The 25,438-nt window shown below is 43.6% G+C and carries 20 protein-coding genes, 1 tRNA gene and 1 riboswitch; of the genes, 8 read left to right on the forward strand and 13 right to left on the reverse strand.

The window, feature by feature from the left end; all coding sequences use genetic code 11:
- The first annotated feature begins 127 nt into the window (after nt 1–127).
- Nucleotides 128–640, forward strand: coding sequence for a metal-dependent transcriptional regulator (locus ACX6CI_RS12085; RefSeq protein ID WP_458773903.1), 513 nt, complete (start codon nt 128–130; stop codon nt 638–640).
- A 21-nt stretch (nt 641–661) separates the two neighbouring features.
- Here ACX6CI_RS12085 and ACX6CI_RS12090 read toward each other — a convergent pair whose 3' ends face one another.
- Nucleotides 662–877, reverse strand: coding sequence for a SelT/SelW/SelH family (seleno)protein (locus ACX6CI_RS12090; protein ID WP_458773904.1), 216 nt, complete (start codon nt 875–877; stop codon nt 662–664).
- Between the two features lie 138 nt (nt 878–1,015).
- Here ACX6CI_RS12090 and ACX6CI_RS12095 point away from each other — a divergent pair, with 138 nt between their 5' ends.
- On the forward strand, nt 1,016–2,206 hold the full coding sequence (locus tag ACX6CI_RS12095) for a deoxyguanosinetriphosphate triphosphohydrolase family protein (RefSeq protein WP_458773905.1): 1,191 nt from the start codon (nt 1,016–1,018) through the stop codon (nt 2,204–2,206).
- A 121-nt stretch (nt 2,207–2,327) separates the two neighbouring features.
- On the opposite strand, the gene ptsG is transcribed toward ACX6CI_RS12095, so the two are convergent.
- From ptsG to ACX6CI_RS12120, 5 genes are all read right to left on the reverse strand, one after another.
- The gene (gene ptsG / locus ACX6CI_RS12100; RefSeq protein ID WP_458773906.1) at nt 2,328–4,121 is read right to left on the reverse strand and encodes a PTS glucose transporter subunit IIBC; all 1,794 of its coding nucleotides are present in this window, start codon (nt 4,119–4,121) and stop codon (nt 2,328–2,330) included.
- Nucleotide 4,122: 1 nt separating this feature from the next.
- A complete protein-coding gene (gene ptsP / locus ACX6CI_RS12105; RefSeq protein WP_458773907.1) occupies nt 4,123–6,648 on the reverse strand; it encodes a phosphoenolpyruvate--protein phosphotransferase in 2,526 nt (841 codons plus the stop codon).
- Between the two features lie 22 nt (nt 6,649–6,670).
- Nucleotides 6,671–7,954 (reverse strand): carbohydrate porin, encoded by a 1,284-nt coding sequence (locus tag ACX6CI_RS12110; protein ID WP_458773908.1) that lies wholly within the window; start codon nt 7,952–7,954, stop codon nt 6,671–6,673.
- Between the two features lie 326 nt (nt 7,955–8,280).
- Nucleotides 8,281–9,366, reverse strand: coding sequence for a glycosyltransferase family 2 protein (locus tag ACX6CI_RS12115; protein WP_458773909.1), 1,086 nt, complete (start codon nt 9,364–9,366; stop codon nt 8,281–8,283).
- Nucleotides 9,367–9,501: 135 nt separating this feature from the next.
- The gene (locus ACX6CI_RS12120; protein ID WP_458773910.1) at nt 9,502–9,873 is read right to left on the reverse strand and encodes a hypothetical protein; all 372 of its coding nucleotides are present in this window, start codon (nt 9,871–9,873) and stop codon (nt 9,502–9,504) included.
- A 137-nt stretch (nt 9,874–10,010) separates the two neighbouring features.
- Between ACX6CI_RS12120 and ACX6CI_RS12125 the strand changes: the two genes are divergently transcribed.
- Together ACX6CI_RS12125 and ACX6CI_RS12130 are read left to right on the forward strand one after the other, a co-directional pair.
- A tRNA-Arg gene (locus ACX6CI_RS12125) sits at nt 10,011–10,087 on the forward strand.
- A gap of 800 nt (nt 10,088–10,887) precedes the next feature.
- On the forward strand, nt 10,888–12,783 hold the full coding sequence (locus ACX6CI_RS12130; protein ID WP_458773911.1) for a C1 family peptidase: 1,896 nt from the start codon (nt 10,888–10,890) through the stop codon (nt 12,781–12,783).
- A 314-nt stretch (nt 12,784–13,097) separates the two neighbouring features.
- Here ACX6CI_RS12130 and ACX6CI_RS12135 read toward each other — a convergent pair whose 3' ends face one another.
- The 3 genes from ACX6CI_RS12135 to ACX6CI_RS12145 form a co-directional block, all read right to left on the reverse strand.
- Nucleotides 13,098–14,156 carry a hypothetical protein gene (locus tag ACX6CI_RS12135; RefSeq protein ID WP_458773912.1) on the reverse strand — a complete coding sequence of 353 codons (1,059 nt, stop codon included), beginning with the start codon at nt 14,154–14,156 and terminating at the stop codon, nt 13,098–13,100.
- Nucleotides 14,157–14,578: 422 nt separating this feature from the next.
- Nucleotides 14,579–15,973 (reverse strand): right-handed parallel beta-helix repeat-containing protein, encoded by a 1,395-nt coding sequence (locus ACX6CI_RS12140; protein ID WP_458773913.1) that lies wholly within the window; start codon nt 15,971–15,973, stop codon nt 14,579–14,581.
- Between the two features lie 84 nt (nt 15,974–16,057).
- Nucleotides 16,058–17,386, reverse strand: a complete 1,329-nt coding sequence (locus ACX6CI_RS12145; RefSeq protein WP_458773914.1) for a right-handed parallel beta-helix repeat-containing protein — start codon at nt 17,384–17,386, stop codon at nt 16,058–16,060.
- A 147-nt stretch (nt 17,387–17,533) separates the two neighbouring features.
- Between ACX6CI_RS12145 and ACX6CI_RS12150 the strand changes: the two genes are divergently transcribed.
- The 4 genes from ACX6CI_RS12150 (at nt 17,534) to ACX6CI_RS12165 (ending at nt 19,467) form a co-directional block, all read left to right on the forward strand.
- The gene (locus ACX6CI_RS12150) at nt 17,534–17,899 is read left to right on the forward strand and encodes a translation initiation factor Sui1 (RefSeq protein WP_458773915.1); all 366 of its coding nucleotides are present in this window, start codon (nt 17,534–17,536) and stop codon (nt 17,897–17,899) included.
- A gap of 37 nt (nt 17,900–17,936) precedes the next feature.
- The gene (locus tag ACX6CI_RS12155) at nt 17,937–18,461 is read left to right on the forward strand and encodes a hypothetical protein (RefSeq protein WP_458773916.1); all 525 of its coding nucleotides are present in this window, start codon (nt 17,937–17,939) and stop codon (nt 18,459–18,461) included.
- Nucleotides 18,462–18,727: 266 nt separating this feature from the next.
- Complete coding sequence (locus ACX6CI_RS12160) at nt 18,728–19,129, forward strand: hypothetical protein (protein ID WP_458773917.1); 402 nt, start codon at nt 18,728–18,730, stop codon at nt 19,127–19,129.
- A 143-nt stretch (nt 19,130–19,272) separates the two neighbouring features.
- Entirely contained in the window at nt 19,273–19,467 is a 195-nt protein-coding gene (locus ACX6CI_RS12165) for a hypothetical protein (protein WP_458773918.1), read from the forward strand.
- A gap of 62 nt (nt 19,468–19,529) precedes the next feature.
- Here ACX6CI_RS12165 and ACX6CI_RS12170 read toward each other — a convergent pair whose 3' ends face one another.
- The 4 genes from ACX6CI_RS12170 to ACX6CI_RS12185 all read right to left on the reverse strand — a co-directional run bounded on the left by ACX6CI_RS12170 (nt 19,530) and on the right by ACX6CI_RS12185 (nt 25,279).
- Entirely contained in the window at nt 19,530–21,581 is a 2,052-nt protein-coding gene (locus ACX6CI_RS12170; RefSeq protein ID WP_458773919.1) for a methyl-accepting chemotaxis protein, read from the reverse strand.
- 324 nt (nt 21,582–21,905) lie between these two features.
- The gene (locus tag ACX6CI_RS12175; RefSeq protein ID WP_458773920.1) at nt 21,906–23,255 is read right to left on the reverse strand and encodes a sodium-dependent transporter; all 1,350 of its coding nucleotides are present in this window, start codon (nt 23,253–23,255) and stop codon (nt 21,906–21,908) included.
- A gap of 213 nt (nt 23,256–23,468) precedes the next feature.
- A complete protein-coding gene (locus ACX6CI_RS12180) occupies nt 23,469–24,458 on the reverse strand; it encodes a sirohydrochlorin cobaltochelatase (protein WP_458773921.1) in 990 nt (329 codons plus the stop codon).
- A gap of 120 nt (nt 24,459–24,578) precedes the next feature.
- Nucleotides 24,579–24,759: riboswitch (cobalamin riboswitch) on the reverse strand.
- Nucleotides 24,760–24,850: 91 nt separating this feature from the next.
- On the reverse strand, nt 24,851–25,279 hold the full coding sequence (locus ACX6CI_RS12185) for a universal stress protein (RefSeq protein ID WP_458773922.1): 429 nt from the start codon (nt 25,277–25,279) through the stop codon (nt 24,851–24,853).
- Nucleotides 25,280–25,438: the final 159 nt, after the last annotated feature.

A 25,438-nucleotide genomic window follows, 5' to 3' on the forward strand; every position in this document is an offset into this window, starting at 1 on the left:
AAGTCCCTGCTTGACTCCACAGTAAAAGGACTGTAATTTGTCAATGGTTCCCGAGGCCGAATCGCGACTCGACTACTCGCCTTCCGACCACTCTTTTTTATTATCCTTTAATGCACAAAAGTCCAACATGAAAGAAAAAACAGACCTCAGTGCCAGCCTGGAAGATTACATCGAGGCTATCTATCACATAATAGAAGAAAAGCTGGTTGCAAGAAGTAAAGAAATCGCAGCTCGTCTCGACGTCAGTCGTGCATCAGTTACAGAAGCATTACGGGCCTTATCCAAAAAAGACCTTATCAACTATGCCCCATATGAAGCAATTACCTTAACACCAGAGGGTAAGCTTGTGGCAGAAGATGTCATTTTCAGGCATGAAGCCCTCAAGAAATTCTTCATTGAGGTCCTTGCTATCGATAAAACTATAGCAGAAGAAGGCGCCTGCAAAATTGAACACACAGCCCCTCCTGAAATCATTGAACGAATGATAAATTTCACCAAATTCATGCAGATTTGCCCCAGAGGAGGCGATACCCTTATCAAAGGTTTTGCTGAATTTTGTGATCGAGGCAAAACAAGTGAAAGTTGTAATACCTGTATTTCAACTTGTGGGGATACGCCCAAACACTCTCAGATAGACTAATCGAACTCCTACAGTATCAAACTAACCAATCAGACCTTCCACTTCCCCTTCTTCGGGGAAGCGGTTGAGATTCTTTTTAGAATAGATCAAACGTCCATCCACAACGACTTCAAAAACCCCACCTTCAGAAGGGATCAATTGAACATCTGTGCTATATTTTTCTTTCAATAACTCCCCCAGACCGGAGGCTCTTGGTTCATAGTTTCACTTTGTGCAGTATTCTATGGATATTTTCATAGTTCTTCCCTTATCATCATGACCTGTATTAATCACTCATGCAGACACCATCCCATAGCATGCATATAGTCTTACAGTATACTGTTCCTCACGTGATTGTAGGCATTTTATAAACGATATCAACTGAGTTCTAAAAAAATGGCAGAAATAAACAGTACATCTTTTACTATGAGCCGTCTCGAACAGCTTAACCAAACCGAGAAAAAGGTTTTATCAGGTAGAGCAACTTTTTCAACCAGCAGTAGGCGTAGACATGAGGAAAGCCCCCTTGGCTATCGGCAAAACTTTGCCCTTGATGCAGACCGCATTATCCACTCCAGAGCCTATAGTCGCTACATTGACAAAACCCAGGTGTTCTCACTTATTGAAAATGATCACATCACCCACCGTGTCCTCCATGTTCAACTTGTGGCAAGAGTTGCCAGAACCATAGGCAGATTTCTAAGGCTCAATGAAGATCTGATAGAAGCCATTGCCCTTGGCCATGACATAGGCCATCCACCCTTTGGTCATGATGGGGAAATGTTTCTCTCTAAAATCTGTCTATCCCACGGTTTACCGGCATTTCAGCACAACATCCAAAGTGTCAGGTTCCTCGATACACTTGAACGCAAAGGCCGAGGATGGAACCTTAGTCTTCAGGTTCTTGATGGTATCCTCTGCCACGATGGAGAAGTCCATTTAGGGCAGATACAACACTGTCCAATACATACTTTTGAAGAATTAGAAACCAAGCTACAGAATAAATCTGACAACCCAAAGCTCTCCCTACTGCCAGCAACCCTTGAGGGCTGTGTTGTTCGAATGGCTGACACCATTGCCTATATAGGTAGAGATATTGAGGATGCCATTGTGCTTGGCCTGATTACACGGGACGATCTTCCTAAAGAGTGCACAGAAATACTTGGGAACACAAATGGCACTATCGTTTACAGTCTGGTAACAGATTTAATCGAGAACAGTGACATAGAGAGTAGTTCACCTTCCATAGGTTTTAGCCCCATGATCTCTGAGGTTCTCTTAAAACTTAAGCAGTTCAATTACAAAAATATCTATCTCGCCCCTGAAACAAAGAAACAAACACCGCAGGTAGAGGCGTGTTACTCAGCCCTTTTCATGCATTACCTTCGATGTCTCAGAGACAAGACAAGTAACCTGCCTGAAAATATAGATTTGATGCAGGATATTTATGTTACCCCCCATTCAAAATATTGTGATGAGGAACGAGTACGAGACTTTATGGCAGGCATGACTGACAACTTTTTTGTGCAGCAGGCAACTTCCATCGGTTGTACTGTTCCTGTAAAGAGCAGACAACCGGTTCAATAAGTTTTCATATCTGAGCCAAAGACAGTAGCACAACAAAGTCACTAGTGAGATGAACAATTATTTTTAGAGGGGACTGGTGACCTCCCCTGTGGAGCGGTCACCAGCACAAGAGTGATTGGGTTTATTGAGCTCCTACTATCTGTCCGCTCATCTCTGCAGCATACTGATCAGCATTAAGACCGGTCAGCAGATGGATAAGCGAATCATCAATACGAACGACCGCTCGTATATCCTGCTCCACCAGCAAAGCATCATCGATAGTATCAATGTTTCGAACCCTTAGCCGCAGCCGAGTCTGGGCACAGGCCTCAACCGTTGATATATTCTCAGCCCCACCTAGAGCTACAAGCCACTGAGCAACCTTCTGTGGAGCATTCTGATCACGAAGTTTAGGTTTGATCTCTGCTTCCACATAGGGGACCTCTGACAGTTTATCAAGATCTGTCAGTTCAGCCTCGTCGCCTGCTGTCTCCATGTATATTTTCATGTCCGTCATCAAGTTCTCTGAGTTTGGACCAAAGATGGCCTGGAGTCCATTACCCACAGTTACCACACCAGCTGCGCCCAGGGCTTTTAGTTTTTCAGGATTTGTTTTTCCCATATCTGCGACTTCGACCCGCAAACGAGTAATGCAGGAATCGAGACTCACTATATTACTCCTGCCACCAAATGCCAGAACCAGTTGATTGGCCATGGTGTCTGCTGCAACATCCCTTGCCTCTCCGACATCCGTATCTGCATCTTCCCGGCCAGGGGTTTTCAAGTCTAAAGTTTTAATGGCAAAGCGAAACACAACATAATAGAAGGCTCCAAAAATTGGTCCCAATATAAGAATCATCCACGGTTTAATATCAATGGCATAAAACAGGAGATAATCTATCAGTCCGTGGGAAAATGAATACCCCATACGCACATCGAGAAGATAGGTAACCAGAAAAGCAAGAGAGACGAGTATTGCATGGAAAAGGTACAGTAGCGGAGCCAGAAACATGAATGCAAACTCCAGGGGTTCTGTAATCCCTGTGAGAAAAGAGGTCAACGCCGCAGAGAGCATGATACCACCGGTTCTGACCTTGTTTTCTGGCTTTGCCATATGATACATCGCAAGAGCGGCCGCTGGTAGACCAAACATCTTGAAGACAAAACCACCGGCAAGAATACCCGCCTCCCTGTCTCCTGCAAAAAAACGGTTCAGCACACCACGCACCACCTCTCCGTCTGGGGTGGTATAACTGCCCAGTTCAAAAAAGAACGGAACGTTCCAGATATGATGTAGGCCAAAAGGCAGGAGCAGCCTCTCCACAAGTCCGTAAATAGCTACAGCCAGTGCCGTATTGCCGTGTGAGGCAAAATCAGAAAAAGCGTTAATAACACCCTGAATAGGCGGCCAGATAAAACTGAGCAGCACACCAAGTCCAATAGCAGCAAAAGCCGTAACTATCGGTACAAAACGTTTACCTGCAAAAAAGCCAAGATACGGCGGCAAACTGATTCGGTAATATTTATTAAACAGGAGTGCGGCGAGACCTCCCACCAAAATACCGCCAAAAACCCCGGTGTCAATGGACTCCATCCCCATAACAGTTTGAGTTTCAATCCCCTGCAGATTGGCAATAACCCCCATAGTGCCAACCATAACTGCATATCCTACAGCAGCTGACAATGCAGATACACCGTCATTTCTGGTGAGCCCCAGAGCCACTCCTAGTGCAAAAAGAAGTGCAAGGTTCCCAAATATCGCCCCACCTGCGGCCTTCATCAGACTATTAACAATTTCAGGGATCACAGCAAATTCAGCACTACCAACCCCAAGAAGGATACCTGCCGCAGGCAACAATGCCACAGGAAGCATGAGCGATTTGCCGATTTTCTGCAGAAAGGCAAACGAATTATTCCACAATTTCATTATCATCATTTCACCTCTCATTTCCTACCAGCTCACGAACCTCAGAACCGGAAACAGCATTTAAACTTTTTTCAGCAAGAAGCCGGCAGTCAATCTCCGACCACCTTCGCACCTCAGCCTTAATTGCCGGTATCGCTGGCACAGATACAGACAGCTCATCAACACCAAGACCAATCAAGATCGGAACAGCGTCAGGATCTGATGCCAGACCGCCACAAACCCCCAACCATTTACCGTGTATATGTGCCCCTTTTACCGCCAGCTCAATCATCCTGAGAATAGCCGGGTTCATGGCATCGATTTTAGACGCTAGTTTTGGATGGCCACGATCCATGGCGAGGCAGTACTGGGTCAGATCATTTGTTCCAACAGAAAAGAAATCCACCTCTTCTGCAAATTGTTCGGCCATGACAGCGGTTGACGGCACTTCAACCATTATCCCTATATCTATGGGATCGGCACCTAATTTCAACCGCTCTTCTTCCAGCATCGCACGGGCATCGCGCAGCTCCTGAATGGTTGCAATCATCGGAAACATGATGCGTATCTTTCCGTGGCCTCCGGCACGCAGTATGGCACGAGCCTGTACCCTGAAAAGATCAGGTCTCTCTAAACCGATACGGATTCCGCGCTGTCCAAGAAAAGGGTTTTCTTCAACCGGCAAGGGCAGGTAAGGAAGGGGTTTATCGCCACCCACATCCAAGGTCCGCACAATGAGCGGAAAACCTTTGAGTGCCAGCAGCACATCACGGTACACTTCATATTGTTCGTCTTCTGTTGGTGCTGTTGTTCTCTCTAAAAATAGAAACTCGGAACGGAGCAATCCAACCCCCTCACCTCCAAGCTTGATAGACTCCATGGCCTCCTGCACCCCACCGATATTGGCAACCACCTCAAGCCGTTTACCGTCGGTGGTCTGTGCAGGCTCAGCTGCTGCAGCAAGATCTTGCTCTTTCTGTTTTTTAATGGCTACTTGCCTGGCAAGAGTCTCTTCCCGCAACTCACTCGATGGATGTATTCTTAGCGTGCCTTTCGTTCCATCTACAATCAGGGGTGTTCCATCTTCTATATCGAGTATAGCAGCCTCTATCCCCGCTACAGCTGCAATATCAAGGGCTCTTGCAAGAATGGCCACGTGGGAGGTTGCCCCTCCGGTCGTAGTACAAAACCCCTTCACCTTGTTAGTATCCAAGGTCGCAGTAAAAGACGGGGTCAGTTCTTCTGCGAGGAGTATGGTATTTTCGGGCAGCTCAAGCTCTTCTGCCTCCTTACCTGTCAGAATCCTAAGGACACGTTTACCTACATCACGAAGATCGTTTGCACGACCGGCAAGTACCTCATTTTTCAGACCTGCCAGCTGCTGTGCATACGTTGTGTAACTTCTCTGCCACGCAGCTTCTGCACTCTTACCTTTAGCTGTCAGGCTATGTGCAATATCCAGCAGGTCCGGGTCATCAAGTATTTCCCGATGGGCCGCAAAAATTGCTGCCTTAGCGGGATCCGACTGAGTATGAAGATTAATTTGTAGAGCTTCCAGATAATTTTTGGCCTCTTCAATAGCCACATCAAGGCGAACGTTTTCCCTATGGGTATCCTCCGCTTCTTCTTCGTATTCAAAACGTTCTTCACGTATCCGCACCGCTGTACCAACTGCAATACCTGGAGCCGCTGAAACACCTAAAAGAAGGTCGGGATCACCGCTTTTACGTGCGGTCACAGGCTCAAACTCTTGAGATATTTCCACAGAAGCAGGAGAAAGGACAGGCACAGTCCCTTCATCACCCAGCCCGCCTTCCAGTTCGGGTAGTATCTCAGCAACAGCCGTCTGAGCGTCTTCACCCACTGCCCGCAACTGCACCTTATCAAGGTGCCCAACCTCCAGCTTCATGATGCCCACAACAGACTTGGCATTTGCTGTCTCTGTACCTTTTACCAACTCAACTTTGGCCTTAAACTTTTTTGCAAGACCTGCAAGAACCGCGGCGGGCCTTGCATGAAGTCCGGTGCTATTGGGAATAATTACCGCATCTGAAACAATCTCAACCCCCGAGGTTTCCATCTCCGCTCCTGTTTCAGTACTCAGGGCAGCTATAATAAGTTCCGTTTGACCGCACACTGCAGTGCCGCCTGCCTTTTCCACCGTTTCGATCATCTCACCATTAGTCAAAATGATCTGGGTAAGCAGGCTTTTTGCGTTGGTGGCGACATAGTCCAGATCAAAAGCTATAAGTTCATCGCCCTCCTGAACAATCTGCCCTTCCTTGACGTTGACACGAAAACCTTTCGCCTTCAAGGCAACGGTATCTATTCCGATATGCATCATCACCTCCAGCCCTGAACCATGGGTGATGGTGACCGCATGCCCCGCACTGTGCAGTTGGCTAATGTGCCCGTCAAAGGGAGCTTTCAATATATTACTGACAGGATCAATGGAAATGCCGTCACCCACCATCTTCTGTGAAAACACGGGATCTGGAACCTGTTCAATAGGGTATATGACACCCGACAAAGGTGCTTTTACAATAACCTTCTCCATGCATCTATTCCTTTTGATATAGTTATAAATTCACGTTCAACTTAACACCAAGAACCGTGACATCGGAAAATTCTTTAGAACCATTGGGATTTGTAATGTACTGTACAGAGGGCATCAACTCCAGGCCGTACCCCAAAGCGACATTGTATGTGAGCTCTACAATTGTTTCATCACCACGTATTATTCCTGACACATAGTCATGGGTATAGGTGTTGTGCTCGGAATGCTCGGCAAAGGTGAACATCAACCCAAGCCGATCATAGTTCCTTGATGGAATCAGACCCTCATAGGTAAAACCGAGGGTATAGATCATAGGCAGGGCTGAGATTTCATCATCACTGCTACAAACAATGGAACCAAAGGTTGCCAGGCCTTCGCTCAGGCTCCCCCCTTCCCTAAAAAGCATCCAATCCGCCAGCAACCAAAATGATGTGCTTCCATCGGTCAGTTCACCAGTTTTCATGTTATTGAAATCCCCGGTATGGTGAGTCGCTCCAACTTTCACTACTTTTTGGGCACCACCCCCAGAGGCACGGTCGAAATAAACCTGTATTTCACTGGCAAAGACAGTACCATTCTCACCAAGAGTCCAGTCCCAACCACTGTTATCCTGCTCAGTCCAACCACCGTCGAACACCCCCACCCTTAACTCCACCATTTCACCAGCCTTAAAAGCGGTGTGAATACCCGCTGTCGCATCAGGATAGGCATTCAGGGAGTATGGAGTAAAAACACCTTTAGGGCTACCGCATATAGCATTGTTCATGAAGTTGCAGTAAAGATCAGAGCGCAGAAACAGGTCGTTCATGACCAACCGGCCATAATCCACAGACCAATTGTCGCTCAGATTTGTGGTCAACTGAAAGTTCACAAGCTTAGTTGTCTGCCCACCGTATGCCTCCTGGCTTTTGTTGAAATATTCGCCATACACATATCGACCATTTTCGGCATTGTTTGGGACAACAGACTCTTCTGATAAATTATCTCCGCTGCGGCTGGAATATTTTGCCAGGAAGGTTGTGTGGGGAATCCTGATTAGTTTCTGAAGATCGAGTTTAAGTTCCGCATTTATATTGTGCAGGTAGGTGTCCTCTTCCTCATACCCTCCTGATACCACGACTGCCGGCTCCGCAGTATAGCTCAATCCGAACAGAACCCCAGCTTCATGGAGCTTTGTTCTGTACCCTCCCCAGTCACCCGTTGCATATTGCTGGTACGGATAGAGTTCATCGGCATAAGCGCTGAGAGGTACACAACAGAGAGCTAGACCAATTATTACCCGTTTTAAACAACCAAGCACGCACATAAGGATCTCCTTGAATTATGGAATTTTTCAAAAGTACCCGGAGCTAACCCGCTTTTCTCATCAAAGATATGCTGATAATATGCTAATAATATACTGGAAATATACTGAACAATTCACTACCCGAATAACCAATGAGCATGGTCATGTAATCATTTTACTTTTGCAGAATGACCACAAAAAGAATCTTTTCGTTAGGTAGTGTTTTAATTGTTACAAAACAGGATATTGGAAGTCAAGTTGCAACTAGAAAACACCTTAAAAAGGCAGAAACACCGTGATAGGTATTAATACTGACAGACAGTCCCCCCACAGAATATGAGAGGGTATTATTTCGTTAGAAAAAGAATGGATTCATTGGTTTTGAGATAACTAAGCGGATAAAAAGTGGATCGCCAGTAGATACCACCATCACGCCAAATCCTCCACGCAGCCCTAATAATTGTATAGACCAGAATATAAGGAGCAATCAAGGCCCCAAGACTGCACCAGCTATGTAGTCCCAACAGGCGTGCCCCAAGTAACGCTTGCAAAAGCTTGATAACAATAATCATAGCAAAAATCACACGGGTTAACCCATCAAAAAGAAAAAAGCCCCAGAGCGGTAAAATATTAAGGGTTATCATAGTTACAATAAGCGGAACCAGGAACAGAAACCGAAAATTAATTACCCCAAGACAATTTTTCATCAAGCCATTCACCATATCAGCCACAGACGCATACCAGGGTAAGGTTACCATCTCATGCCCCAGTAAACACTCCTGCGATCCACCGCTTCTCTTGATCACTTTTCCAAGCATTATGTCGTCAATGGGATGGGTTTTAAAGGATTCATGGCCACCAATTTCAATATACTTCTTTTGGCGCACCATATTGAACGCCCCCACACCAACAAAATGACGCGAGCTTTTGTCTTTTGCACGCCAGACCCTCAAAACCTGGAGGAGGCCTATGCCCGCATCCAAAATCAGACTATTTAAGAGCCAATTTGCAGAACTGTTTTTGAATATAAGTGTCAAATGATCCAGATGATTTATTTGCATTCGCTGAACAGACCTGGAAATAGTCGTTGGAGCCATTGTTACATCCCCATCCGTAAAGAGCAGATAGGTTCCGCTGGCCTCCGCAGCTCCCACATGCATAGCATGGTTTTTACCCAGCCAACCAGACGGTAACTCGTTTATATGAATAACAGAAAGACGATCATCACCCACACTAAGTCGATCAAGGATTATTCCGGTATCATCTGATGACCTATCATTTACGGCAATGATTTGCAGATCTGTATAATCCTGCATAAGCAGTGCTGAAATAGCTGCCTCTATCTCTTCACCTTCATTACACGCTGGTATGATCACAGAGACCAGAGGCCCCTTACCATCTGTTGTCGGAGGGATATCTTTGATGTTTGTCATGCTCCGGACCCCGAAAAAGACATCAAAAGCAGACAATGTGTGAAAGAGTAAAATCACTATAGCAATTAAAAGCGGCCACATACGAATCTTCCTGACTGAGGGAAAAACACCTGACTTTTAAGAACAGACAACCAATTAGACAAAAGCGTAAATAAGAAAAGCACCAAATGTCATTATTAAAAAACCTGCAACGCGACTATTGTTTTCTACCAGTGATATGGCCCACGATATTGAGCGATCAAAGCGTTTACGACCTATAAGCGTTAGAAACAGAGCTATACCAATACAAAACAAACCAATAGTATCAGTTATAAAAGGAAATTTAGATGAGCTGGAGAGGGAAAGCATAAGAACGCCAAAAACAATCCGAACAACGACATTAAGAACATGCAACGCCACTTTGCCTACTTGCCTATGTAAGTAGCCGCATATGAGTGCTGAATTCATAGCAACAACAGTGCCGACCAGAAAAGTCAAAGCACCAAACAGTATTATCAATATGGTCATGATCCGCCTATGGGTCTGGACTATTTTGTTTGAGATCAGAGTAGCCGGTTTAGAAAGACTAACGTATATTTATTGAAAAAGCTCATGACATTACCATTGATTTCCAAAGAAGATCATGGTATCCATACCAGCGCTAAGCACCCGTAGCTCAGCTGGATAGAGCACCGGACTTCGAATCCGGGAGTCGTAGGTTCGAATCCTACCGGGTGTACCAAAGATTCTAAGCACCTAAAGCGTTTCGCTTTAGGTGCTTTTTTTGTTTTCGCCCCTCACGTATCCCTATGTAACCACTTTCTCGGCGATACAGTCAGCGAGAACACATAGGTTCAGCAGCGGCAAAAACTTGCCAGTATGATACTTTATTACTTTGTTTTTTGATGGAAACTGCCATGAGCGTTCATTCAGTATGAATCTTTATTTTTTAAGTAGTTTTTTTGCTACCTGTAATCAATAATTTACGTCAGTTTGAGTATGATTCTTGCTTACTCGACTACACTAATGGCTGTGGAATATCATGTCGCAATTTATGTTCGGCTCTGATTTTACCTTCCGCTTGTTAAAGGCAATCGTCTCCCCCTGAGTACACTACCCAACTGGCACCAGGCCTCCTCATTAATTTTCTGGAAATATCGCAAATATGGGAGAAAGGGGCATTGGCCGATACTCTCCTGATTAAAAAAACTAGAAATGAAGGAATTGTAGTGTTAGGCTTTAGCCAATGCAGTTGCGGGTATTTGTGATCGAACTTGAAAAAGAACTTCGTAATACGACTACACACACGTCAACTGCCTGAGCTCATACCCCTTATGCTTCTTATAGTACATGTTGTCCTATCTTATGAATATTATTAGTTGATCTGTTGTCAGGTTGAGAGATTCAACACGCTATTTCCAGTACCCATGTGACTCGGTAAAGCGATATGTGGGGTTGTTAACATTGTGGACCTCATTCATTGAATGAAGTTACCAGCTGATCCGACCATAACATCCAACAATTTTCAAGGAGGGAACAGTAATGGCCAAGGCAAAGCAAAAAAAATCTAAGAGCAAGGCGAACAAGGAAAAAGATGGTTCATTCGAACGACTTGATGGATTCTTGCTCAATACAGTAGCGGATGCGCCAGATATTCGTGATTACGCTTATCAGCCTACACTTCTTTCCTTGAAGGACAAAATTGAATGTCCAAAAGACCTCACAATTCTCGACCAGGGTACGGAAGGAGCATGTACTGGATTTGGCCTTGCCGCAGCAATCAATCTACAGTTGGCCCAACGTGGAGAGCAAAGAAGGGTCAGTCCAAGGATGTTATATGAGATGGCAAAGAAGTTCGATGAGTGGGAAGGTGAGGCGTACTCGGGGTCAAGCTGCCGTGGTGCAATAAGCGGATGGTATAACACAGGGGTGTGTTCAGAGGAACTTGCCCCTTACACCGCATCGGCGGTTGGATGGCAACTAACTTTAGATCAGGCCAGAGATGCGCGGGCAACAACAATCGGTGCCTATTACCGTATCAATAAACGGTTATCGGATTTTCATGCTGCTCTCAACGAAGTAAACGCAATCTATGTGAGTGCTTCAGTACATGAAGGATGGCGGAAAAAAAATATCAAAAAGGGTGTCATTCCATTTAAAGGAGCACCTATTGGCGGCCACGCTTTTGCAATTGTTGGATACAATAGTGACGGTTTTTTTGTTCAGAACTCCTGGGGAGAAACATGGGGGAACGATGGTGTCGCCCTATGGTCATATGAAGATTGGCTGGCTAACATCAAGGATGCCTGGGTTGTACGACTCGCGCTTTCTACACCACAAATCTGGCATCTCACACCAAATGCATCGACTCAAAGTTCAAAAAATTTAGGCTTATTCAAAAAAAGTCCAACTCGATCTGAAATACTTGGTCATTTTGTTCACATCGATGATGGAGAATTTGATGATAAAGGTAAATACTGGATGGATCTGCCCAGTATCAACGATACAGCAAAATATGTTGCTGAGAATAAAAAATACAATCATTTATTACTCTATGCCCACGGTGGCTTGAACAGCATTACCGATTCAGCTCGCAGGATTGCAGCCATGAAAGAGGTCTTTAAGGCAAATGGCATTTACCCTTTTCACTTCATGTATGACACAGGATTACTGGAAGAAATCAAAGACATCGTCTTTGGGAAAAAGGATGATGTTGAAAAGCGTGTTGGTGGATTTACTGACTTCACGGACTCGCTCATTGAAAAAGCGACCCGCCCTCTTGGCCGTGCACTCTGGCGTGAGATGAAAAGTGGGGCAAAAAAACCTTTTGAGCCGGAGGGTGCTGGCACTCAAACGATAAAATCCTTTCTTGATGCCTTTAGTGCCGACGGTATACAACCTAAAAAATTGCATATTGTTGGTCATAGTACCGGAGCGATCCTGCTGGCATCCCTTCTGCAATCCATGGGAGGCTTTGCCAATGTCCCTCGCGTGGAATCCTGCTCTCTCCTTGCTCCGGCCTGCACTCACAAAGTTTTTAAAGATGTATATCGGCCACTGCTTCATGCCCGTGATGCAGATACCTTCGGCATCAATAAAATGGTCATCTACAACCTCAATGGTGATCTGGAACGTAAAGATACCGTTACACCGTTGTATCGAAAATCCTTGCTTTACCTGGTGTCCAATGCCTTTGAAGAGAAGATAGGTGATAGAATACTTGGTATGCAGATGTTTTATCGCTTTCTTAGAAATCTACCCGGATCGTCAACTCTGCGTTTTGAGGTGAGTGACGGTGAATCATCGTCTCCTCTCAGAACAAGCAGCGAGACTCATGGAGGATTTGATAATGATAGTAATACCATGAATGATATTCTGAGAACTGTGTTGAAGTCTCAACCGAGCATGGAATTCACGGAAAAAAATCTTGATTACTAGTGTCATGTGAACAGTTATACAACACAATTTTACTGCCCGGCAAGGGATGAGTTTAGGTGCGTAGTTGCTTGCGCTATGCACCTAAATGAATAAACGAACTAGTTAAATGTTTATCACAATTTAACTTATTCCAGTGTTTCTTCTGCGAAACGCCTCAACAGGCGAGCTATAATGTCGTCAGGCAGCATGCAAAACAGCACAGAAAGACCTATAGAAAAAAAGATTTTTGATCAAATTTTAACCAGTAGCCCTACCGAAAATTCGTGGAGACATTTTTAATTTGGTTCAATAGGTATTGCCTACTGAAAAAATAGTTATTGTACTGACCACCTTTCTATTCTGAGGCTATCATTTTTATACAAAATTATGGATTTGTCAGCACAGGTTTTACTGGTCAAATCCGATGAAGAGTAATTATTACAGGCCGTAACTGTATCGCAGCTGCCTCCCACAACAAAAATATTCGCAAGCCCCCCGTCTGGAGAGTTGCTGCATGATTCTGGGAGGGGGATACCTATGGCGGTTGGAGAGACAGAAGTAACCAAACCTTCGGTGGAGCACGCCACAGTCTGTGAAGTTACTCTTGAACAAGGTGAATATTCAAACTGTAAGGTCCAAGAACCAGCCCCGGTAGAAGCTGTTGTACTAGTACCTGAAGAGGAGCTACTACTTCCAGAGCCAGAAGATCCTGCTACTACAGCTATTACTGCAGCACCTGCGGCAACCCCGCCCCCTATCAACCACGTATTGAGATTTGAACTTTCAGATGCCTCAATTGTTCCATGATAATGGCCGCTGCTTGAGGTGCCGCCTGTTTCCCTGCGATCATACAGACCTGCAAGAACACCATGTTTTTCAGATTGTGTCACGAGACGAACTTTAGTCTCTTCGCTAAAACCAACAATTTTGCCAGGGACTTTAGTTGTTTCAACTGAGACATCCACGACATCCTGTTTAGGGTCAGCAGACAAATCTTTTTGACCTGTGACAGTGACCGTACTGGTTGTGGAGGTGAAAACCCTGTTGTTGTATGTTTTCACCAGAAAGAGGTACTCAATTTCTGAAGCTGTACCGTCTGGAGCGGGGAGTATGCTGTAATATTTGGATTTACTGGAAGCTATCATTGGGACAAAGTAATAGGGGGTGCTTCCCACTGCGCGGAAATAAATCCTGACAATTTCGATTCCTTCAGCAATGGAAATATTTGCTGTTACTTGGATTGTTTCACCCGCTTTTGCTTTTTTTACTGCTGATTGCTCGATCTGGAGCGTGAGTTCTTCATCAGTTGGAGCAGCAAATACAGGAAAAGGGAAATGTACCAATACGATAAAGGGTATGAGCAGTTTGGCGATGAGTTTCCGCAAGTTTTTCATAGGTCAAATTCCTTTGGAATTCTGCAAAGAAAAACAGCTTCGAGTCTTTGCAATATTTTGTAAATATTCAACACTTTGTATGAGTGGAACGATTCTGTCGTCCACTCAGACACAATGCTCCAAAGGCAGAATAATATATTTTGGAGATCATGGCTAGGACAGAGGATTTTTTATTAAAATACCCAAAGGTTAAGAATAATATGACAACATCACCAGTAGGAGAAAAAAAATCTGGTTAAACCATAGTGTCTGATGGCAGCCATCTATATTACACTCCCTTTCCCTTAACTCCCCCACTATTTCATCCGATTGTATTCTACAAATCATCTTAATTCCTCTCCATTTGGCACAGAGGGACAAGAACATGATGATCACTGGTTTATCTGGTGCACTATTTTGTTAATAAACAGTTGCGACAAGAGTCAAAAGCCGTCGAGTACACACTGCAGTGTATGCGGTATGGTTTCCGATAACGGAATATTCGCGGGTTGGTCCTCAACATAATTGCCACTAGCAAATCCTGTTACATTATTAAAACGATAAGACCAACAATATCTGGGACCAGATTCTGAGTATGTGACCAAATTATCAACCAGGACGACGTTTTTAAAATGACTTAACGCTAAAAAATAGCCGAGAAATTTGTTATTACGAATGTCAGCCCCTTCAGCTTTGTACATATACATGCCACAGTTATTAAAAATATTGTCGTGCACATAGGTGGTTTGCTGATTGTTGTCATTATCACCAGAGTATTGAATAAAACCTAACCTGCCGTTGACTGATCCATTGTACATGGTGATTCTATTGAGGGCGATGACGTTGTCAGTTCGCTCCCACGTGACGATGGGACCATCAATATATCGATGATCCACGCCTTCAGTGCCTTGATCCATGATATTCTTAACAATAAAAACATTTTTTCCACTGGTGTTGACGATATCCCCACCACGATTATGGTGAAAATAATTGTTCCGAATTAAAATATCCCTATCTTCTCGCCCAGCCCCTTCAATATCAACACCAAACTGCGGCGACGTCCCCCTGATGTGATGAATTTCGTTATTGTCGATCGCGACTTTAATTCCGCCAACAACAGATATGCCTTGGCGACGATTGTTATAAATAGTGTTACTCGTATAGTGTACGTTATTCGAGTTAAGTAATAATGACCCATCACCGGTCAAACTGTGAATGTTCATATCTCGAACCAAGATGCGTTCACTGCCTCCCCAGACACATATTCCATGTCCCTCATCGTGGGTTGTAGAACCATCACTGGATCTGGGAGTGAATATATGGTTGTCACGATCGCCTTTGATCGTCCCGCCATTAATAATCACATTGCTCACACCTTGTGCTCTAAGTACACAATAGTTCCACTTATCATTGGCTGCCATCTCAAGCGTGGCATTTGTCATCACAAACTCGGTGTTACCATGGAGGTCAATACCGGATTGATAAATATCATTACCGTATTTACCTATGAGATAGTGTCCAGCTGGTAACACTACACGACCATACCCTTCGTGACTGGCCCAATCAATCGCCCTCTGCAAATTATCCGTTGTCTTCTCCGAGTTAATGCCATTGTTTGGGATATCCCAACGCTCTAGATCAATCACATACAGAGAGTCACTCGATATAGCTGGTGATTCCACCTTAAAATCAATGGCTCTTGGTAATTTGTTAATTCCAGCAATGATTGCAGGTAAGAAGTCTAATATAGAATCCTTTTCACCAGCTATGGATGAACTAGAGATACTACTCAAAACGATGAAAACCCAAACAACTGAACCTCTAATAAGCAGCGCCATTGTTAATCACTTCATTAAATCTTAATAACTACTACAATCTTAAAGGTTTAGACAGCCATCCTCATCTACCCACAACCCTGAAATTTATAACAAAAGCATCAATATGCTGGAAATGGAAGGTGAACTGTCATCCCCAGCTAGTGTCTCGATCTCATACTCATCGGCCCCTATATCATAACTTCCGCTCAGCCTTGGGCCTCCATCAAAATCATCCTCAACCGATAACAGATCAATCCCTTGATCAACAACGCCATCAATAGCAGTCGCTAAATGCAGATCACCCACACTCACGTCCGTAAACCAATCGGGCTGCGCATTAGTGCTATTGGTATTTACAGTACAATCCCCTGCTCCACAGCCACTCGACCTATCTGAAATAGACATATTCGTTAAATTATTCTGAATAGTTATATTCGTTGTATCCGTAAATCGATACTCAATACCATTGGAATAATCGGTAAGATAGACCGTGTTATTATACATCTCTGTGCCAGGAGACGACTCCAAAGAAATACCAACATCAAATATTCCACTCACCCCCCCTTGGTACACCATATTATTTTTTATAACTCCGCCACTATTTCCAGAACTCCCCAGGCCAAACCCAATCCCTCGCGCACAGTTAATTATTTTATTTCTTTCGACCGTAGTATTCGACGTCTCGGACCAGAAATGGACTGCATGCTCAGCCAGTTCAAATTTATCCGGGTCATAGTCTTCACAATAGATGTTTCTAAAAACATTATCCCTGACGACCCAGCCATCAGCGGCATGAGTATCAATGCCTCCAGTGTAGCATGGATATCCATCCGCGTTCTTTTGGATGAATTCCCTCCCAGTGTCGGTCAACTCCAAAAGAGAACATTCCAAAACTCCGTTATCATTTCCACTATCCCCATTTGGATTCACTTTTACAAACTGTTCTCTTCCGTCAATAATATGTAAATTGTGCAATAAAACATTATGTCCACCGCCCGACACATGGACTGGATGATACCACGATCGTTGTATCGTTAAGTCCGCAATCGTAACCGAATCACCCCTGATATTGAGAATACTTTGACTGCTTGCATAGTTTCCATCAATAATAACCAACTCCCTTTCCCCTGAAGCTGACCGGATTGTCACTCCAGGACTACTCACCCAGAGATTCGACACGTGGTACGTACCAGTCTCTAAACAAATTGTATTCCCAGCTCCTGCTGTAGACACGGCATTACGTAGTTGATCCGGCCCACTCACAATGACATCACAGGGATATTTAGCCGCATCCAAGGGACCACATGAACCTATGGAACAGGTTGCTGTCAAAAGAGAGACTACGACCATAAAATGTAATAAGATAAATGCTTTAACAAATAGCTGCATGGTTCTCTTTCTAATTTTATAGAAAACAAATCTCTGATCGATCATAACAAAACCTCTACCTCAAATGCGTGTGCAGGAATTTGATGGGGACAAACTTTTTTGTTTTTTAGGGTCATCTTTCTTGCTATCTTGTATCACTTCACAATTGATTTACGATCAATCCCATGATGAAAACCCACATATTCAAATATTATGAAATCCAAGAAAAGTAAAAACGAAACATTAGTGTATTCTACTGAGTTTGGTAAAGCTTGTCCACAATGCGGAAAGCCGAGTAAAAAATGCAGTTGTGGCAAGACCGCCCCAAAAGTACCAAGTGATGGGATTGTAAGAATCAGCAGGCAGACAAAGGGGCGTAAAGGAGCTGGAGTTTCACTCATAACGGGTATACCCTTAGAGGGCACAGCTCTCAAAAACGTTGCTAAACAGCTTAAACAAAAATGTGGGACTGGTGGTACTCTCAAATCAGGGGTTATTGAGATTCAGGGTGACCACCGGAACGTGTTGAAGCAGGAGCTGACAAAGCTCGGTTACACCGTAAAATTATCAGGTGGTTAAAAGGTAAAGAACTGCAATCATTTAGTTATACATAACAATGCCAACACAAAAAGAAGGCAAGGCCAGCGGAGTTGTTCCCTGGATTCACCAGTCAGATTGGGATGAGATGCTTGGGGTCACAGTAGCTATCTGTGAACAACTTGAAGATTCCAAAGTGGAGGTGATACAGCATATCGACGATATTATTACTGCCTATAATGATCTTGACAATTCACTCAATCATTTATGTGAAGCCACCTGCCCTGCCTGTGAAGACGTCTGCTGTATAAAAGCCACTGTTTGGTATGATAGGCGGGATATAATTGTTTACCACCTTGTTACCGGTTCCTTTCCCGAGAAACAGGTCTCAAGAAGTGCAGCAGGGATCTGTTGTCACCTTGGGGAAAATGGCTGCAGGCTACCCCGCATAGAGCGCCCTTTTATCTGTACCTGGTATATATGCGCAGCCCAGCTTGCAATACTCAGAAACAAGTTGGCCGCCCCTTACACAAAAATCCAGGGTCAAATTCACTGGATCAAAGAGACTCGAAAAATAATAGAGGCTCTCTGCCTACAAAGGTAATACAACACACAGAACCACGAAAATAGAACATATCAAAGTCATCCAAATGATTTTCAGTGGTAACGCCCCATGTTTTTATTGTAGTGATCAAGATAAGTCTAGAGCCTACACCTGAAATACATTTCATTTTCCTGTACAAACTCTCTAACTTACCTCCTAAAAAAAATGTTCTCTAACCTCCATTTGCTACTTGTACAGCTGAACTGCATCTGTTTATATATAAGGTATTATAATAATCCAACCGAACACTACCTTGGGGATTTGCCATGAGCGAGAGAAAACCTTCAACAAGCAAAGGACGCACCCTAACTACAATTGGAATTATTATTGGAGGCTTGTTCCTCTATAAGCTTATCATCGGGCCAGATGAGAATTTAGCACGGAACACTCAGCAACACTCCGATTATGCTAAAAGATATGGCCTCGCCATCGTTTCATCTGCCATTGCCTCCAAGGCTACAGCCGAATTTGATATCCCGTCAACAATTGTGTCTCAGATAGGTGCAACCACCTACCAGCTTGCAGGCAGCCTCTCCACAAACGACACGATCTCACAAAAAAAGCACCATTCCTGGTACGTTCAAATTGAAGCCATACCACACTGTTTTGACTACAATTCCTATTCCTGCTGGGTCACAATATCTGGTCCATCAATCGTACCGGAATAATCAGTTTTTTACTATTTTCAAGAAAAAATGATTATTTTTTACTGAAAAAACAAGAATTGTATCAGCAGTGTAAGAACATTGTGAGCTGCTCTCTTTATAATGCGCCTGACAATCAAACAACCTCTACATTACAGGAGACGATTATGGCACATGTTAAAGAAAATGACGTAATGATAGACTTTTACCTCTGCCCGAGCCTTCTACAGAAAAAGATCCTCGATACATATCAGGATTTAGGGACTCGTGGTGAACAACGGGAAAGCCTGCTGGATTATCTTGAGGATAAGTTTATTAATGAGATTAGATCCTGCTCCAAAAACAAACGCCCCTCTGCATAAAGCAGAGAGACGCCTAGTTTTTTAGAACTAACCCCGATAATCGGGATAAGTACCTTGGAAGGTCATACTTTAAACTGTCCTACGAGATCATGTAGTTTATTCGCTACTGAAGAGAGGTCGTCGGATTTGTCATTTACCTGTCGACTCGATCCTGAAATCTCTTGAACCAGACTGTCTACCTCTGTAATTTCACCTGTTATAGTACTTGCCACCATGGATGTTTGATTCACATTACGGTTTACCTCTTCTATACCTCGTGAGGCCTGGGCCACATTATCAGCAATCTCCTGACTGGTTGTAGCCTGCTCATCCACTGCTGCGGCAATTGTTTCTACAGTCTCATTTACTTCATTAATCACAGAGGATATTTCCTCAATCTGCCGAACAGTTCCATCAGTTGATTTCTGAACCCCTTCTATCTGGGTTTTAATCTCTTGAGTAGCATCCGAAGTCTGACGAGCTAGTTCCTTGATCTCATTTGCAACGACCGCAAAGCCTTTACCGGCCTCACCTGCCCTTGCCGCCTCAATTGTTGCGTTCAATGCCAATAAATTTGTCTGTTCTGAAATTTCAGTAATTACCTCTGTTACTGAACTAATTTTTATGGCGATACGCCCCAACTCATCAATTGTCTTTGACGCTTCAACTGCTTTTGCTACAGCGGATTGGGTAATACCCTTTGCAGACTCAGAATTTTGTGCAATCTCTCTCACTGTAACGGTCATCTCCTCGACAGCTGAGGCAATCATATTCACATTAGTTGATGCCTGCTCACTTGCTGCTGCAACACTTGTCATATTGCCGCTCATCTCCTCAGTGGCACCGGCAACCTGGTTGGTACGGCCCGACATCTCCCCAACTCCACTCGTCAGCTGACGCGCTATATCTGAAAGGGCAGTTGATGCCCCATTTAAAGTATTTGCGTCATTTACAATATGTTTCACCATATTTTGCAACCGATCCATAAAGGTATTAAACCAGGTTGCCATTTCACCCATTTCGTCTTCCACCTCAACAACCATTCGTTTGGTAAGATCGCCTTCTCCTTCTGCGATATCTTTTAGCATCACAATGGCTGCCTTAATTGGTTTCAACACTAGAGATGTGGTTGCCAGGGCTGCAATAACTACAATAACCATTGCACCAAGTATAATGAGTAACATTGTGTTTCGAAGAGAATAAACGGCGGCAAAAACTGTGTCAGTTGCCCCTGTGGTAATCATCACCCACTCAACTCCTGGAATATCGACAGGGTCATAACGAACAAATTCCGTGCCCCCTGTACTCCCGATTTTTTCTCCAAAACCTGAGTTTCCACCCAATGCCAACTCAATAAATTTATCTGATTTGTCCTCACCCACCTTACCTGATTTTACAACACGATCAGTTCGCAAACCGGTCTTACCAGCCGACCGACCAACAAGATAACTCTCACTCGTATCATCCATACCGCTACGCTGTTGAACAATAGCATTAAATTTATCCACAGGTATTCGCAGGGCAATATACCCCTGGGGCTTATCAAACCTGTCTTTAACATGAGCTATCATAAATGCAGTCTGTATATTATTATCTGGAGCATATGGGGCAAAATCTGCAAAAATATTACCATCAGGATTAATCGATATTTTTTCGTAGGCGCTGCCAAGACTCGACTCCTTTAGAGCACTGTTTGGAATGTTCATGCCTAAATCAGCCCCTTTGGCAGTGCTATATATAAGGTTTCCTTCCATTGAAATCATAAGCAGATCGTAGAAGCCATACTGCTCTACCATGCTTTTTATAGACGCTTCTTTAAATTCAACAAGAGTCCTCCATGAATCATCATCAACTGTATTGCCTGCTGCAACATAGGCATCATTAAAGGTGCGCATACTAGCTTGCATATATGGATCAGTCTGTATGATACTTAGGGCTGAATTTAACTGGGAAAAATACTCTTTAACGTGGTTACGTTTTGTTTCCTGCACAGCCGCAAATTTGGAGACAACTTCAGCTTGCAAAGCGTCACTGGCTTTTTCGATTGCAATATAGGTTACAGAAGCGAGAGGGATTAAACTAACTAGAATAAATGTGGCCAGCAGTTTCACTTTAATCGTCATTTTCTTGAACATCTCTTCAATCCTTCATTGGTAAAGTTAACATTAGAAATCTGCACATTTAAAACCAATGCACTCATTATCCTTCTATGAAAAGCGTATAACAAAAAACACTCAGATACAAATATGCGCCTTCATTTTCATTACAAAATAATGAACATCTGTTTTTTTGATTTCCCACATATCGGTCAATCTGTGGATCATAAAGAGAGAGGAAGTTACAATAAAAGGTGGGTAGAAGTAGAACTAAACATCTGATGATCAACAAAAAAAAAGGTCGCTAGACCCGGCTTGAAAAACCCTTGTCAGCGACCTTGAAGAAGGATGGGATCGGTCAAACTACATGTTGATCACACCAATCTTTGTGAGAAAAACAATTAATACAGCAACCGGAGCAATATAACGGATGGTGAAATACCAGATATTAAAGGTGGTGAGGTAACGACTTCCTTCATCGGTAATTTCTGCCTGTGCAATTTTCTTATCTAAGATAAAACCTGTATAAATAGCAATCAGTAGACCACCAATTGGCAGCATAAAGTTACTCGCTACATAGTCCAGGGAGTCAAGCACTTCCATTCCTTTTATTATCTTCACATTACTCAAAGTTGAATAAGACAATGCAGAAGGAATACCTGCCAGGTAGACTGCAATAGTCATAAAAATGGTCGCCTTTTTCCTGTCGTACTTTTTCTCATCAATCATAAATGCGGTCAATACCTCAAGAAGAGATATCGCTGATGACAGAGCTGCAAAAGCTAAGAGAAGGAAAAAGAGAACCGCTAAAACACCACCCAATGGAATAGTAGCAAACACCTGTGGAAGGGTTTTAAAAATCAAGCCGGGTCCACCTCCAGGTTCCATTCCCACAGAAAAAACAATTGGGAAAATAGCAAGACCTGCAATGATAGCTACGAGAGTATCAAGAAATGCAATTCGAATAGCAACGGGATAGATAGCCTCTTTTTTATCCATGTAACTTGCATAGGTAATCATGGCTCCCATGGCAAGACTCAAGGTGAAAAACGAATGGCCAATGGCCTCGAGAACACCGTTAATGGTAAGTTTTGAAAAGTCGGGGTAGAGCATAAACTTCAACCCTTCAACGGCTCCGCTGGTGGTCATCGCATACACTGCCATAACGATAAGGATTCCAAACAGAGTCGGCATCAGCACACGATTCCAACGTTCGATTCCCTTTTTAACTCCACTGATTACCGCAATTAGACAAAGTCCCATAAAACCGGTAAGGCAGATAAGTTGACGTTGAGGATCTGTTACAAGGGCACCGAACATACCGGAAATCGTTTCGGGATCATGGCCTGCAAAACCGCCACTAAGTGATGTAAACAGATAATCAAGGGTCCAACCGGCAACTACTCCATAATAGGATAAAATAATAAATGCTGAGGCAAGACTGAGCCACCCTATGCTTTTCCAGAAAACGGAGTTTGGAGTCAATTCACGAAAGGAACCGACAACATCTTTTTGTGAATGTCGACCGATGAGAAACTCAGCCATGAGAATTGGTAAACCGCAAAACATAATGGCAACGAGATACACCAACACAAAGGCACCACCACCATTCATCCCCGTAATAAATGGGAATTTCCAAATATTTCCAAGACCTACGGCTGAACCGACAGCTGCCAGAATAAAACCAAACCTACTGCTCCAATGATTACGCACAAAAGCCTCCTTTACACTCAGATTATAAGATTGGCGGTAATGTAGACGAAAGACTGATCATGTCAACAATTTTGTGGCTTTTTTTTGCGTTTTTATTGTTTTTAAATTGAAAAAATTAACAATTACAGAAACTGCATAAAGAAGGGAGGGGGACAGAGGGCGAACAGGGATGGCCGGGCTCACGACCATCCTTGTTCTTGGTGATACATACTACTACTTCAGGTGGATACCTCTTTCTTTTGCTGCATCAGCGATGTGATCAACAAAAATTTTGGCAAACTCTGTATTGGACCCGAGTCCTTCCAATACAGGATTCACATCAAAACCTTCTTTGGTTAAAACTGATTTCCAAGAGTCTTCTTCAGGACCTGCCATGTCATTGGTGGCATGATCACCAGCCACTATCATAAATGGCTTCAGCAATACTTTTTGGGTCTTAGCATACTTTAAATGACCTATAAAATCAGTGATTGCAGGAGAACCTTCTACAACACCAACAAAAGTAGTTACATCCGGATACGCTTCACGCATTTTTTTCTGAGTTTCAGCATAAATACCTGTAGACCAGTGCTCATTGCCGTGTCCCATATAGACAAGAATAGCATTCTCTTCTTTTGCCTGTTGAGCATCCCCTTCAAGGGTTTTTATAACTGCATCCACATCGTCATGATAGGGATAAACGTCACCGGGCATACCAAGGGCAGGACGCCCCATGACAATTGAGTGAATTGGGTTCCACTTCTTTTTCATGGTTCGAATAGAAGCAAGGCCGTTTACATATTGTTGAAGATCATGGGACTGTTCCATGAAAAACATATGGGTTGGCTGTACCACGATATTGGTATATCCATCTTCTAAAAGATCACCTATTGTTGCGATAAAATTCTTCACATAGAGGATCTCTTCAGGGATTCCCTGATCGAGCCATTTTTGCGGTTCTGCCTGACGTTTTTTCCATACAGAGCGAATAATATTTGAAGTAAAGGTCATGCGTACTTCCGTCTTGGGATATGCCTTCTTCACCTCGTCCTGGATATTAATGATTGATGACACAGCAGACGGAACCGTCGTTCCAAAACTTGCGAGAACTATGGCATTTTTTCCGGAACCAGGGATCCCTTTAGCACCGGAAGCAAATGCAGAGACAGAGAAAACACACAAATAAACCAGTACTGCGGTTATACCACACCAACCTTTCTTCATTGCAAATCTCCCAGATAATTGACCAACCTGTTTAAATAAAAAAATCCCGGATCATATAAAATGATCCGGGATTCCCTGATATCCTCGTCTCTTGTGTAGTGTCCCTGTCCAGAGGAAAACTCTACAATGTAATTTCAGATAGGTCTTCTGACTCCCGGATCATCCTAATCACCACGTCTTCCCGGCATATGCCAGTGACTTATATGTGGTTTTCGTCCCCGGTTACAGCGGCGGGCCCGTTCCGGACTTATACCGGATTCCCTTTTAAGCATCTTAATGCACCTGAAAGTTGTTAAAGAAGACCGTAATTTCAGAAACAAGTCAAGCTTTTTTCACTTATTATCAATCACCTACAAAGTAGTATTGTTTTTCGTTGTGCACGAGAATCATTTTCATGGAACAATCAAAACCGGACAAAATATTTTATTAAGCACCTTATGGGTTACACTGCCTAAAAAGAGGCCGCCAATATTTGAGTGACCATGGGAGCCCATAATGATCAAATCATATTCTTTTGATTTAGCACGCTCGGTCAACACCTCTCCCGGTGAGCCAGAGACTGATTCGAGAGTATATTCCGGACCATTTCCGGAAAAAACAGCACCTGCTTTTAACAGACAATCCTTCACAGCTATCTTCCTGTTGTCTCGGATCTGCTCAATAACGTCATCGGACACTTCGGAACCATGTAATTGCCAATCATCACAATATATTACATTAATATGGGCCCCTGTGAGTTTTGCAACACCAAGGGCATACTCAGCGGCATGCATTGAGTATTTAGAACCATCAAAGGGAAGAAGAATATTTTTGATATCCATTAGAAGCCTCCTGTTACATTGAGTTAACGTAATGAAATTCCACCCCAATACGATGAAACAGAGAAACCAACAGCCGCAACAGACAAAGCCGAACCTCCTCATCCTGAGGTGGTTCGGCTTCAACCTTCACTTACATAAATTCTACAGTTAACAGACTGC

This window comes from Desulforhopalus glucosivorans, assembly GCF_054397165.1.

Coding starts and splice junctions, on each gene's coding strand:
- ACX6CI_RS12085 (WP_458773903.1), top strand. CDS start 128: ATGAAAGAAAAAACAGACCTCAGTGCCAGCCTGGAAGATTACATCGAG.
- ACX6CI_RS12095 (WP_458773905.1), top strand. CDS start 1,016: ATGGCAGAAATAAACAGTACATCTTTTACTATGAGCCGTCTCGAACAG.
- ptsG (WP_458773906.1), bottom strand. CDS start 4,121: ATGATGATAATGAAATTGTGGAATAATTCGTTTGCCTTTCTGCAGAAA.
- ptsP (WP_458773907.1), bottom strand. CDS start 6,648: ATGGAGAAGGTTATTGTAAAAGCACCTTTGTCGGGTGTCATATACCCT.
- ACX6CI_RS12110 (WP_458773908.1), bottom strand. CDS start 7,954: ATGTGCGTGCTTGGTTGTTTAAAACGGGTAATAATTGGTCTAGCTCTC.
- ACX6CI_RS12115 (WP_458773909.1), bottom strand. CDS start 9,366: ATGACAAACATCAAAGATATCCCTCCGACAACAGATGGTAAGGGGCCT.
- ACX6CI_RS12120 (WP_458773910.1), bottom strand. CDS start 9,873: ATGACCATATTGATAATACTGTTTGGTGCTTTGACTTTTCTGGTCGGC.
- ACX6CI_RS12130 (WP_458773911.1), top strand. CDS start 10,888: ATGGCCAAGGCAAAGCAAAAAAAATCTAAGAGCAAGGCGAACAAGGAA.
- ACX6CI_RS12135 (WP_458773912.1), bottom strand. CDS start 14,156: ATGAAAAACTTGCGGAAACTCATCGCCAAACTGCTCATACCCTTTATC.
- ACX6CI_RS12140 (WP_458773913.1), bottom strand. CDS start 15,973: ATGGCGCTGCTTATTAGAGGTTCAGTTGTTTGGGTTTTCATCGTTTTG.
- ACX6CI_RS12145 (WP_458773914.1), bottom strand. CDS start 17,386: ATGATCGATCAGAGATTTGTTTTCTATAAAATTAGAAAGAGAACCATG.
- ACX6CI_RS12150 (WP_458773915.1), top strand. CDS start 17,534: ATGAAATCCAAGAAAAGTAAAAACGAAACATTAGTGTATTCTACTGAG.
- ACX6CI_RS12155 (WP_458773916.1), top strand. CDS start 17,937: ATGCCAACACAAAAAGAAGGCAAGGCCAGCGGAGTTGTTCCCTGGATT.
- ACX6CI_RS12160 (WP_458773917.1), top strand. CDS start 18,728: ATGAGCGAGAGAAAACCTTCAACAAGCAAAGGACGCACCCTAACTACA.
- ACX6CI_RS12165 (WP_458773918.1), top strand. CDS start 19,273: ATGGCACATGTTAAAGAAAATGACGTAATGATAGACTTTTACCTCTGC.
- ACX6CI_RS12170 (WP_458773919.1), bottom strand. CDS start 21,581: ATGTTCAAGAAAATGACGATTAAAGTGAAACTGCTGGCCACATTTATT.
- ACX6CI_RS12180 (WP_458773921.1), bottom strand. CDS start 24,458: ATGAAGAAAGGTTGGTGTGGTATAACCGCAGTACTGGTTTATTTGTGT.
- ACX6CI_RS12185 (WP_458773922.1), bottom strand. CDS start 25,279: ATGGATATCAAAAATATTCTTCTTCCCTTTGATGGTTCTAAATACTCA.